The following is a 12,487-nucleotide window of genomic DNA, read 5'->3' on the forward strand; positions in this document are numbered from 1 at the left end:
GAGGTCGGGGGCAACGGGCACAATGTGTGATGACAGCCACACCGGGCTGCGCTCAACACTCTTCCAACTGAGGTTACTAATTAGTAACCTCGGAGCAGATCAGCACCACCAACATTTGGAGGACCCATGTCCAACGTCATCGTCGCCGGGGCGCGCACGCCGATCGGCCGCCTGCTCGGCGGGCTCAAGAGCCTGTCCGCGGCCGATCTGGGCGGCATCGCCATCAAGGGCGCCCTGGAGAAGGCGGGCGTCTCGCCGGATCAGGTCGACTACCTGATCATGGGCCAGGTCATCCAGGCCGGTGCCGGCCAGAACCCGGCGCGCGCCGCGGGCATCGCCGGCGGGCTGCCGATGAACGTGCCCTCGATCACGATCAACAAGGTCTGCCTCTCCGGCCTCAACACCATCGCCACGGCCGACCAGCTGATCCGCGCCGGTGAGGCGGAGATCATCGTCGCCGGCGGCATGGAGTCGATGACCAACGCGCCGCACCTGCTGCCGAAGTCCCGCGAGGGCTTCAAGTACGGCGACACCACGCTGGTCGACTCGATGGCGTACGACGCGCTCTACGACCAGGCCACCCAGCAGGCGATGGGCGGGCTGACCGAGCAGATCAACTCCGAGGGCGTGAAGCTCACCCGTGAGGAGCAGGACGCCTTCGCCGCCACCTCGCACCAGCGCGCCGCCGCGGCCCAGAAGAACGGCGTCTTCGACGACGAGATCGTCCCGGTCTCCATCCCGCAGCGCAAGGGCGACCCGATCGTGATCAGCGCCGATGAGGGTGTGCGCGGCGACACCACCGTCGAGTCGCTCGGCAAGCTCCGTCCGGCGTTCTCCAAGGACGGCACCATCACCGCCGGCTCCGCCTCGCAGATCTCCGACGGTGCTGCCGCCGTCGTGGTCATGTCGAAGGAGAAGGCCGAGTCGCTCGGTCTGGAGTGGCTGGCCGAGATCGGTGCCCACGGCATGGTCGCCGGCCCCGACTCCTCGCTGCAGCTGCAGCCGGCCAACGCGACCGCCAAGGCCCTCGAGAAGGAGGGCATCACCGCCGCCGACCTCGACCTCGTCGAGTTCAACGAGGCGTTCGCGGCCGTCGGCATCGAGTCCACCAAGAAGCTCGGCCTCGACCCCGAGATCGTCAACGTCAACGGCGGCGCGATCGCCCTCGGCCACCCCGTCGGCATGTCCGGTACGCGGGTCGTCCTCCACCTGGCCAACGAGCTCAAGCGCCGCGGCGGTGGCACCGGTGCCGCCGCGCTGTGTGGAGGTGGCGGTCAGGGCGACGCCCTGATCGTGCGTGTCCCCAAGGCCTGAGCCATCGCTGAGGTGAGCGACCTGGTCGCGCGCGCCCGGGGCGGTGAGCCCCGGGCGGTCGCGCGGCTGGTGTCGTACGTCGAGAACGCCCCGGTCGGTGGGGGAGAGCGGCTCCGCGAGGTGATGGCCGCGCTCGCGCCTCACGGCGGGAACGCCCACATCGTGGGGCTCACCGGCGCGCCCGGGGTCGGGAAGTCGACCACCACCTCCGCGCTGGTCCGCGAGCTGCGCTCGGAAGGGCGCACCGTGGCGGTGCTGGCGGTCGACCCGTCCTCGCCGTTCTCCGGCGGCGCGCTGCTGGGCGACCGGATCCGGATGACCGACCACGCCACCGACCCGGGTGTCTTCATCCGCTCGATGGCCTCCCGCGGCCACCTCGGCGGCCTGGCCTGGTCGGCGCCGCAGGCGATCCGGGTGCTGGACGCCGCCGGGTTCGACGTGGTGCTGGTCGAGACCGTCGGGGTCGGCCAGTCGGAGGTCGAGATCGCCAGGCTCGCCGACACCACCGTGGTGCTGCTCGCGCCCGGCATGGGTGACGGCATCCAGGCGGCGAAGGCCGGGATCTTGGAGATCGGCGACCTCTACGTCGTCAACAAGGCCGATCGCGACGGCGCGACCAAGGTCCAGCGCGACCTCCGCGGGATGCTGCGCCTCACCGACCGCACCGAGGGGGCCTGGACCCCGCCCGTGCTCACCGCCGTCGCCCAGTCCGGCAAGGGGCTGGCCGAGGTGGTCGGCGCGCTCGACGAGCACCGCGAGTGGCTGCGCTCCAGCGGGACGCTGGAGCTGCGGCGTACGCGTCGGGCCCGCGCCGAGGTCGAGGCCATCGCCGTCGAGACCCTGCGCGCGCGATGGTCGAGCGTCGGCTCGGACGGCGACCTCGACGCCCTGGCGGCAGAGGTGGTCAAGGGCGTACGGGACCCGTACGCCGCCGCCGACACCCTCCTCGACGACTAGAGTTGTCCCGGCGTACGGCCTGTTCTCTCGCCATGGGTTCGGCGGAGTCACTATCGTGGGCGGTGTGAACCTCTTCGGTGTCGACATCTCCAAGCACCTCCTTCGCGACGAAGGTGAGGTCGTCGTCGACGAGGTCACCCATCACTGGGTCTCCTACCTCCGTCCGGTGGGCGAGGCGATCCTCGGGCTGGCGCTGATGATCGTCGCGGCGACGATCGACATGAACGTCGCCTGGATCATCGTGCTGCTCGCCTTCGCGCTGGTCGGGCACGCGTTCTGGCGCGCGCTGGTGGTCAGCCGGGACCGGTTCGTGGTCACCAACATGCGGATCTTCCGCGTCCACGGCGTGCTCTCGAGCGAGCTGGCGACCATGCCGCTGGCCCGAGTCCTCGACATCACCGTGAAGCAGTCGTTCACCGGCCAGATCTTCAACTACGGCCACTTCGTCTTCGAGTCGGCCGCCCAGGAGCAGGGCCTCAACAACATCTACTTCGTCGGCCGGCCGAACGAGCGAGACCTGACCATCCAGCGCGTCGTCCAGCGCGCGGGTCTCCGCGGCAGCGTGGGTTAGGCCACCCCATAGGATTGACCGCATGACGCAGCAGCCGTTCTCCCGTCCCGGAGCCGTCGACCTCTCCGGGCTCGCCAGCACCACGCCCGCACAGGACGCCCCCTTCGGCGGTCCGGCCGATGCGGCTCCCGCCCAGGGGCGGAGCGCCGGCTCCTACACCGTCGAGGTCGACGAGCAGATCTTCCAGTCGGTGCTCGAGGCGTCGATGACCGCTCCGGTCGTCCTGGTCTTCTACTCGGCCTCCCGCGCTCCCGAGAGCGTCACCTACGCGCGCGACGTGTCGACGGTCGTGGAGGAGTACGACGGCCGCTTCCTGGTCGGCCTGGTCGACATCGACAAGAACCCGCAGATCGCGCAGGCGCTGCAGGTGCCCCAGGTGCCGCTCCTCTACATCCTGCTCGACGGCCGGCCGGTCACCCAGCCGATCCCGGGCGCGCTCAACCTCGAGGAGCTGCGTACGGTCTTCCAGCAGCTCGGCCAGCAGCTCACCACCCAGGGGATCGGCGGGCGGCACAAGCCCAACGCCCTCGGCGGTGCCGTGGCGTCCGAGGACGGGGACGAGCCGGCGATGGATCCGCGCTACGCCCCGGCCCAGGACGCCTTGGAGCGCGGCGACATCGACGCCGCCGTGGCCGAGTACGAGAAGCTGATCGCCTCCAACCCCGCCGACTCCGAGGCCGCCGCCGGGCTGGCGATGGCCAAGGTGCTGCAGCGTACGCAGGGGGTCGACCTCAACGCTGCCCGTGCCGCCGCCGCGGCCGCGCCCGACGACGTCGACGCGCAGACGCTCGTCGCCGACCTGGACCTGCTCGGCGGCCACGTGGAGGACTCCTTCCTCCGGCTGGTCGAGCTGGTGCGACGTACGTCGGGGGACGAGCGCAACAAGGCGCGCCAGCACCTGCTGGGGCTCTTCGCCGCGGTCGGCAACGACGACGAGCGGGTGCTCAAGGGCCGTCAGTCGCTGGCCTCTGCCCTGTTCTGATCTCGATCGTTCTCAGCCGCGAGGGCGGTCAGCACGGCGGTGACCGCCGGTGAGGCGGCCATCGTGCGCCGGTGCAGCGCAAGGATCTCGCGCGTGGGGACCGGGTCGACGACGCGTACGGCGACCAGGTCCTCACCCAGCGCCGCCCTGCCCATGCGTGGGATGAGCGCGATCCCGAGCCCGGCTCGCACCAGGGCGAGATGGCTGTCGAACTCCATCGACACGTGAGCGATCCGCGGTAGCTGGCCGGTGCCGGCGTACATCCGGTTCAGCCACTGCCGGCAGATCGTGCCCTCCGGTGTCGCGATCCAGTCCTCGGCGACGAGGTCGTGCGGGGTCACCTTGGCGAGCTGGGCCAGCGGATGGTCGCGATGGGCGATCACGTCGGCGATGTCGCGGTGGAGCTCGGTGGTGACGAGATGGTCGGGGATGGAGAGCGGCACGTCTCCCCAGGAGTGCACGACGCCGATCTCGCTGTGCCCGGTGGCCACCAGGTCGACGGTGTCCCACGGCTCGCGCTCGGAGAGGGTGAGGGCGAGCTCGGGATGGTCGACGCGGAGGCGGCCCGCGACCGGCGCGACCAGTCCGCGCATCGCGGTCGAGAAGGCGGTCAGCCGCAGCCGACCGGCCACGGTGGTCGCCTGCTCGTGCAGCCCTGACTCCAGCGACTCCATGTCGGCGAGCAGGCGAGACCCCTCCTCGACCAGGTGCCGGCCGGCGTGGGTGAGCATCACGCCGCGCCCGATCCGCTCCAGAAGAGGTACGCCGACCTGCCGCTCGAGCCGCTTGACCTGCTGCGACACGGCGCTGGGCGTGAAGCCCAGGGCGTCGGCGGCCGCCACCACCGAGCCGTGGGTGTCGACGGTGCGGAGGGCGACGAGCGAGGCGAGGTCGATCATGAAGAAATGCTACGTCATCGGATGAAGAATCATTCGCTGGTGCTTCATGGTCATTGTTGTCATCGTTGACGGTGTGAACCGCCGTGACTCGCTGCTCGCCGTCCTCGTCGCCGTCCTGTGGGGCTTCAACTTCGTCGTCATCGACTGGGGCCTCGAGACGCGCGACGGGCATGCGGTGCCGCCGCTGCTCCTGCTCGCGGTGCGGTTCGTCCTGGTCGCCTTCCCGGCGGTGTTCCTGCTCCCGCGGCCGAAGGCTTCGTGGCGGGTGGTGGCGGCGGTCGGGATCTTCATGAGCCTGGGCCAGTTCGGTCTGCTCTACACGAGCATGGCGGCCGGGATGCCGCCTGGGCTCGCCGGGCTGGTGCTCCAAGCGCAGGTCGTGCTCACCATCGTCATCGCGGCCGGCGTGCTGCGCGAGCGGCCCACCCTCATGCAGGTGGTCGGCGTCGTCGCCGGCGCTCTGGGGCTGGTCGTGGTGGCGCTCGGACGGGGTGGTCACGTGCCCGTCGTCGCGCTGGTGCTCTGCCTGCTCGCCGCGCTGTCGTGGGCGATCGGCAACGTGATCTCCCGGGCGGCCAAGGTGCCCGGCGGCCTCTCGCTGACGGTCTGGTCGGCCCTCGTCGTTCCGCTCCCGCTGCTGGCGCTCTCCCTGGTTCTCGACGGACCAGAGGGGGTCCGTGAGGGAGTGGCCGCCTTCGGCTGGGAGGCACTCGTCTCCACGGCCTACACGGTGGTGCTGGCCTCGTTCGTCGGCTACGGGATCTTCAACTCGCTGCTCGCGCGGCACCCGGCGTCGTCGGTGGTGCCGTGGATCCTGCTGGTGCCCCCGGTCGCGATCGGCTCGGCCTGGCTCCTGCTCGGGGAGGTGCCGAGCGCGGGCGAGCTCGCCGGTGGCGCTCTCCTGGTGATCGGGGCGCTGGTCGCTCAGGGAGTGGTACGCCTGCCACGGTCCGGTGGGGTCGCCGGGCCGCTCCCGGATCTCGTCGAGAGCGGGAAGCGCCGCTGAGCGCTCTCCTGACCTGAGTGCCGGACTGGCCACATGCGGCCAGTCCGGCACTGGGCCTCCCGTCATACGTGTGACGTGCGCCATACTGAGCCTCCGTTGGAGTTGAATCGTTTCAGGAGGTGCGATGAGAGCCCTGGTCACCCTGGCCTTGGTGGCGTCAGCCGTCGGTCTGATGCCGTCCGCGGCGGTCGCGAGCGACCCGTCCGGCGGGGTCGCCGCCCCGGCCCGACTCAGCGTCGGAGGGGTGAGCGACCCGATCGGCATCGACGACCTCACCCCCGATCTGCAGTGGCGCAACGGTGTCGGTGTCGCCCGGCAGACGGCCTACCAGGTCCGGGTCGCATCCACCCGCAGCAGGTTGGGCGACCCTGACCTGTGGGACAGCGGCCGCGTCCGCTCGGCCGCGATGGCGACGTCCTACGCGGGCGACCGCCTCGGCTCCCGCGACAAGGCCTCCTGGCAGGTCCGGGTGTGGGACGCCGCCGGCGAGGTGAGCGAGTGGAGCCGGCCGGCCTCCTTCGAGATGGGTCTGCTCGACGAGTCCGACTGGCAGGGCCGGTGGATCACCGACGAGCGCTGGGCCGCTCCGCTTCACCAGGACGTCAGCATCGGTGCCCAGGAAGCCCGCTACGTACGGCTGACCGTGATCGACCTCGGCCGACCCGGCGAGCCCCTGGACGACCCGAACTGGAAGCCGCGCCTCGAGCTCGGCGAGATCGAGGTCACCCACGGCGCCGACGGGGCCAACCTGGCCGAGGGCGCCACCGTGACGGTCTCCGAGGAGAACTCCGAGCCGGGCGTGTGGGATCCCGCCTACCTGACCGACGGCAAGGTCACCACCGCGGACGACCCGCGCGGCTACCGCAGCGACTACCACCCCGAGACCGACGTCCAGGACCAGCCGATCGTGATCACGATCGACCTCGGCGAGCCGACGGCGATCGACACGGTCCGGCTCTACTCGCTGTGGGACGCGCCCAGCGACTACGGCACCACCCCGAACTTCCCCCGCGACTTCCAGGTCTCGGTCTCCACCGACGACACGACCTTCACCAAGGTCGGGCCGCGGACCAAGGTGACCGCCGTCTCCAACCTGCACGCCTCTCCGGACGGACTGCCGGTGCTGGCCCGAGACTTCACCGCGGGTGACGACGTCGCCTCCGCGCGGCTCTACGTCACCGGCGAGGGCGTCTACGACGCCTCGCTCAACGGCGAGCCGGTCTCGCCCGATCTGCTGCAGCCCGGCAACACCGAGCACAGCGTCCGGGTCCCCTACGCGACGTACGACGTGACCCGGCTGCTCCGCAGAGGCAGCAACACCTGGGGGATCGAGCTCGGCAACGGGATCTACAACGTCTTCAACACCCCCGAGATCCCCAAGCGCTACATGAAGGCCGCCGCCGGGCACGGCGCCCCGCGGGCGATGGGTCAGCTCGAGATCACCTACCGCGACGGCCGGCGTCAGACGGTCGCGACCGGCTCCTCGTTCAAGTCGACCCTCGGTGAGGTCACTTTCTCGAACTGGTACGGCGGCGAGGACCACGACGCCCGGCGCGACCTCGGCGCCTGGAACGAGCCCGGCGCGGACCGTGACGGCTGGCTCGACGCGGTCGACATCGGCGCCCCGGCGGGCGACCCGGAGCTGGTGGCTCAGCAGAGCCCGCCGATCCGCCAGGTCGACACCCTGGAGACCGTTGCGGTCAAGGAGCCGAAGGCGGGGACGTACGTCTTCGACCTCGGCACCAACTTCGCCGGCTGGCAGCAGCTGACGACCAGCGGCCCGGCCGGGACCACGATCACGATGCGCCCGGCCGAGAAGCTCAAGGCCGACGGCACCGTGGACCAGGGCAGCGTCGGTGGCGACATCCGGGACCGGTTCACCCTGGCCGGCGCCGGCGAGGAGACGTTCACCCCGAGGTTCGTCTACCACGGCTTCCGCTACCTCCAGGTCGAGGGGCTGACCACCGCACCGACCGCTGAGACGGTGAAGGGGCTGGTGCTGCGCGCCACCGACCGGGCGGTCGGCTCGTTCATCACCTCCGACCCGCAGATGACCGGGATCCACCGGATCATCGACCGCTCGGTGCAGTCGAACATGTACTCCGTCTTCACCGACTGCCCGCACCGCGAGAAGCTCGGCTGGCTCGACCAGACCAACCTGGTCTTCGACACCCTCGCGTACGGCTACGACGTCCAGGCGCACTACCGCAAGATGCTGCAGGACGTCGTGGACGCCCAGCAGGGCAACGGGCTGATTCCCACCACCGCACCCGAGGACGCCCTCTTCGCGGGAGCCTTCCGGCACGACGCCAACTGGGGCGCGACCCTGGCGGTCTCGTCCTGGCAGATCTACCAGTGGTACGGCGACGACAGCGCCATGCGTGCCCACTGGCCGCAGATGGTGGAGTACGCCGACTACCTGGCCTCGATCTCGAAGGAAGGCATCGTCCCCGGCGGCCTCGGTGACTGGATCACCCCGGCTTCGCCCGCCACCCCGCCGGCGCTGACCCAGACCTGGGCCTACCACCGCATCCTCACCCACATGAGCCGGATCGCGGGCGCCCTCGGGCGCGACGCGGCCGCCGCTGCGTACGAGCAGAAGGCGGCGGAGGTGGCCACGGCGTTCCACGCGACCTTCTACCACCCGGAGACCGGGCTCTACGGCAACGGCGACCAGGCCAGCCAGGCCCTGGCGCTCCAGGAGAACCTCGTCCCGGCCGACCTGCGCGCCGGCGTCCTGGACAGGTTCGTCCAGCAGATCCGCGCCGCGGACGACCACATCGTCGTCGGCGAGGTGGGTCTGTACGCCGCCGTCGACCTGCTCTCCCGGGAGCGGCTCGACGACGTGCTCCACGACTGGGTGCAGCGCGACGACGGAGTCAGCTACGGCAAGTTCCTCGCCGCCGGCGCGACCTCGCTGCCGGAGAGCTGGACCAGCTCCGGCGCCTCGCAGAACCACTACATGCTCGGCGCGATCGACGCCTGGTTCACCGGTGGGGTCGCCGGCATCACCCAGGCCGACGACTCGGTCGCCTGGAAGAAGGTCGTGATCGAGCCCGCGCTCGTCGGCGACGTCGAGTCGGCAGCGTCCTCCTTCGAGTCGGTCCGGGGCACGATCTCCAGCTCGTGGGTCCGGGCGGACGGACAGGTCCGGCTCACCGTCACGATCCCGCCGAACACCACCGCGACCGTCCGCGTCCCGGCAGCCGAGGGCGTCCGGGTCACCACCCCGAACGGCGCCCGCCGGGTGACCTCGACGGTTCCCGGGTTCGCCGAGTTCGAGGTCGGGACCGGCACGTACACGTTCATCACCAGGTAGGGAGCAGAAAATGATCCGACTCACCGGCGTTCTCGCCGGCACCGTGGCCCTGGCGACCTCGCTCGCGCTCGGCGCCGTACCCACCGATCCTGCGGTGGCGACCCAGGCGACGGTGGCGGCGACCGAGGCGCGTGGCTTCGATCCGGCGGCCTTCGCCGATCCGCCCAGCGACAGCCGCCCGGCGTTCTATTGGTACTGGACGGGCAACGTGACCCCGGACGTCGTCGACGCGCAGATGGCGGAGATGCGTGACAAGGGCGTCTACGAGGCGGTGCTCTTCCCCTACGGCGGCGACAAGATGCAGCCGGCGTTCTTCACCGAGGCCTGGTTCGACATCGTCGAGCACGTCCTGCGAGAGGCGCAGCGCACCGGGATGAGGATCTGGCTGTTCAACGACAGCAACTTCCCCAGCGGCAAGGCCGGCGGCATCATCGCCAACGGCGGCACGGTGGGGGACAAGACGTACGAGCCGAGCCCCGAGCTGCGGCTCAAGGCGCTGCAGCGCTCGACGCGGGTCGTCGAGGGCCCGGTGACGATCGACCCGGCCGAGTCCAGCGGTCTCAGCGTCGAAGGCGGACGGCTCGTCGTGGACGCGGCCATCCGCGAGGGCGCGCACCCGATCAGCTCCGGTGCGACCTGGGGCGACTACACCGCGACCGGGAAGGTCACCCTGACCGCCTCCGGCGCGCAGCTCGTCGTACGCGCCTCCGAGGACGGCAGCCGCGGCTACCTCGTCGACGTCGACGTGAAGGGCAAGGCCAGCGTCTGGCGCCTCGACGGCGGCTCGCGGACCCGGCTGACCACCGGCGTGAACACGCCGGGCTTCTCGCCACGTCGGGAGCAGACGATCAGCGTCACCGTCGCCGGCGACCGGATCCAGCCGGTGATCAACAAGACCGTCCAGCCGGTGGCGGTCGACGCGACGTACGCCACGGGTGCTCCGGCGGTCAGCGCGGAGTTCGGCGGCGTCGGGATCGAGGACGCGGTCGAGGGCCTTCAGCGCGTGCAGTGGAACGACCTGACCGTGACCGACCCGGCCGGGGCCGCGCTGTGGTCGGAGACCTTCGACGACAGCGAGGCGATCGGCGACTTCGGCGGCCCCCTGGTCAGGCTGAAGGACACGGTCGCGGCCGCGGCTCGCCCGACGGGATCGACCGACGGCGGCGATCTGGTCGAGCTCACCCCGAACCTCGAGGACGGCTCCTGGACGGTGCCGGCGGGACGCTGGCAGGTCGACACCTTCGCCCACACGACCTTGGTCGACGACACCAGCGGCTACCACCGCGGCTACCTCAATCTGCTCGACCCCGACGCGACCGACCGGCTGCTCGAGGTGGTGCAGGGCGAGTACCTGCGCCGCTTCGGCTGGGCGATGGGCTCGGTCGTGCCCGGCTTCTGGGACGACGAGCCGTTCATCTCCTCGGCCGAGCCGTGGCCGTTCAAGCGGCTCGCCTGGTCCGACGGTCTCGCGGGCCTGATCGAGGACGCGGGCGGGTCCCCGGGCGTCGCGTTCACCGCCGCCTCCGACCAGCTCGGCCGCACCGGTGAGCAGTACGCCGGAACCTACTGGCGGGCGGTCAACGACGCGTTCGCGACCAACTACTACCAGCGCCAGGCCGCCTGGATGGGCGAGCACGGGCTGCAGCTGATCACCAACCCGCTCCTCGACGAGGAGGGCCCGCAGCAGCGGATGCACAGCACCGGCGACCTGGCCAAGAACAACCAGTACGCCCAGGTCCCGGGCACCGACATGATCACCGCCGACTACACCGCGGGCAAGCAGACCACCCTGATGCGCAACGCCGCCTCGGCGGCCCACCAGAGCGGTGCGGAGCGTGCCCTGGTGGAGGTGTTCGGCAACTCCGGCTGGGGTGTGGCACCGGAGTACATGCACGCCACGATCGGTGCCCTGGCCACCCGGGGAGCCAACTTCACCGCGCTGCACGCGATGTGGACCGACGAGAAGCAGGTCTACTTCGCGCCGCCGTTCGGGCCCGCCAGCACCTACTGGGACGCGATGGGCGACGTCGACGCCTGGATCGGCCGGGTCATGGAGCTCGGCCGGGGCGACTCGCTCGCTCGGACCGCCCTGGTCCAGCCGCAGCGGGCCGCGGAGCAGACCAGGTCGACGGACGCGGAGCACGAGCTCGACGACCACCTCAGCGGCGCCGCCTTCGCGCTCGAGCGTGGCCAGGTCGACTTCGACCTGGTCAGCGACGGTTCGCTGTCCGGTGATCCGGGCACTCGCTATCAGGCGCGCTCCGACGACGGCGTGCTGAAGGTCGGCGAGGCGAGCTACCGGATGCTCGTGCTGCCGACGACACCTGTCCTGGACCTGGAGACGGCTCGGACCCTGAAGAAGTTCGCACGCGGCGGCGGCCGCGTGGCGGCCGTCGGGCCGTTGCCCGAGCTCGAGGCCGGCGGTCGGACCGCAGAGCTGGACCGGGAGCTGCGCTCGCTGTTCGGTGGCGCCTCGGCGGGGTGGACCCGCCACGGCGAGGGCCACATCGCCGTCGTCGCGGACGCGGACGCGCTCGGTGGGCTCGCGGCTTCCGCCGGTGTCTCCGCGGCCGGACTCAGCCCGGCCGCACCGGCGGTGCGGGTGCTGCGTACCAGCCGGGACGGGGACGTCGCGTTCCTGGTCAACAACGAGAGCGACCAGGCCGTCACCACCTCGGCGACCCTCCCGGTCGACGGTGTGCCCGAGATCTGGGATCCGCGGGACGGCAGCACCGAGGTCGCCGCGACGTACGACGAGGGCGGGAGCAAGGAGACCACCGTGCCGTTGCGCTTCGATCCCTACGAGACGCTCGCGATCGTCTTCCAGAAGGGCACCACGCCAGGGGCTCACCTGGTCGGCGACCAGGTCGCCGAGTCGGTGACCCGGAGCGGGAAGGCGCTCGAGGCGACCGTCCTGGTCGACGAGCCCGGGACGACGGCTCTCACCGGCAAGGACGGGCAGCGGACCTACCGCGGCGAGGCCACGACGACCGACCCGCTGCAGCCGATCGCGCTGGACGGTCCGTGGACGGTGAAGCTCGAGCGGGAAGGCGAGACGGAGCAGACCCGGCCGCTGGGATCGTGGACGACCATCGACCCCCGCTTCTCCGGGAGCGCGACCTACCGCACCTCCGTCGACGTCACCGCCGCCGATCTGGCCGGACGGCGGATGCTGCTCGACCTCGGCGAGGTGCGCGACATCGCGCAGGTCACCATCAACGGGGTCGTGCTGCCGCGGGCGCTGTGGCGTCCGTACGTCATCGACGCCACCGAGGCGCTCCGTGCCGGTGCCAACACGATCGAGGTCCGGGTCACCAACACGCTGCTGAACCAGCGTGGCAAGGCCAACCAGGTCCCGCCGACCTCCGGTCTGATCGGGCCGGTCAGCCTCCGTCCGAGGGCGGTGGTCGTCGCGGAGCTGACCGCGTCGAGGTGAGCC

Annotated in this window: 8 protein-coding genes; 7 read left to right on the plus strand and 1 reads right to left on the minus strand. The window is 71.0% G+C overall.

Features of this window, described 5'->3' with window-relative positions:
- The first annotated feature begins 126 nt into the window (after positions 1-126).
- The 4 genes from ACW14X_RS21655 to ACW14X_RS21670 all read left to right on the plus strand — a co-directional run bounded on the left by ACW14X_RS21655 (position 127) and on the right by ACW14X_RS21670 (position 3,824).
- Positions 127-1,314 carry an acetyl-CoA C-acetyltransferase gene (locus tag ACW14X_RS21655; RefSeq protein ID WP_160027806.1) on the plus strand — a complete coding sequence of 396 codons (1,188 nt, stop codon included), beginning with the start codon at positions 127-129 and terminating at the stop codon, positions 1,312-1,314.
- 12 nt (positions 1,315-1,326) lie between these two features.
- A complete protein-coding gene (meaB, locus tag ACW14X_RS21660) occupies positions 1,327-2,271 on the plus strand; it encodes a methylmalonyl Co-A mutase-associated GTPase MeaB (protein ID WP_457163241.1) in 945 nt (314 codons plus the stop codon).
- Between the two features lie 64 nt (positions 2,272-2,335).
- Positions 2,336-2,842: a PH domain-containing protein gene (locus tag ACW14X_RS21665; protein WP_160027818.1), complete on the plus strand. Its 507-nt coding sequence runs from the start codon at positions 2,336-2,338 to the stop codon at positions 2,840-2,842.
- Between the two features lie 22 nt (positions 2,843-2,864).
- A complete protein-coding gene (locus ACW14X_RS21670) occupies positions 2,865-3,824 on the plus strand; it encodes a co-chaperone YbbN (RefSeq protein ID WP_350713136.1) in 960 nt (319 codons plus the stop codon).
- Here the strand turns inward: ACW14X_RS21670 and ACW14X_RS21675 are convergent.
- Complete coding sequence (locus ACW14X_RS21675; protein WP_457163242.1) at positions 3,797-4,723, minus strand: LysR family transcriptional regulator; 927 nt, start codon at positions 4,721-4,723, stop codon at positions 3,797-3,799. The two genes, ACW14X_RS21670 and ACW14X_RS21675, sit on opposite strands and share 28 nt — an antisense overlap.
- 73 nt (positions 4,724-4,796) lie before the next feature.
- Between ACW14X_RS21675 and ACW14X_RS21680 the strand changes: the two genes are divergently transcribed.
- From ACW14X_RS21680 to ACW14X_RS21690, 3 genes are all read left to right on the plus strand, one after another.
- A complete protein-coding gene (locus ACW14X_RS21680; RefSeq protein WP_457163243.1) occupies positions 4,797-5,729 on the plus strand; it encodes an EamA family transporter in 933 nt (310 codons plus the stop codon).
- 124 nt (positions 5,730-5,853) lie between these two features.
- The gene (locus ACW14X_RS21685) at positions 5,854-9,048 is read left to right on the plus strand and encodes a family 78 glycoside hydrolase catalytic domain (protein WP_457163244.1); all 3,195 of its coding nucleotides are present in this window, start codon (positions 5,854-5,856) and stop codon (positions 9,046-9,048) included.
- A 10-nt stretch (positions 9,049-9,058) separates the two neighbouring features.
- Positions 9,059-12,484: a glycosyl hydrolase gene (locus tag ACW14X_RS21690; RefSeq protein ID WP_457163245.1), complete on the plus strand. Its 3,426-nt coding sequence runs from the start codon at positions 9,059-9,061 to the stop codon at positions 12,482-12,484.
- Positions 12,485-12,487: the final 3 nt, after the last annotated feature.

It is taken from the genome of Nocardioides sp. YJ-D4, assembly GCF_054031495.1.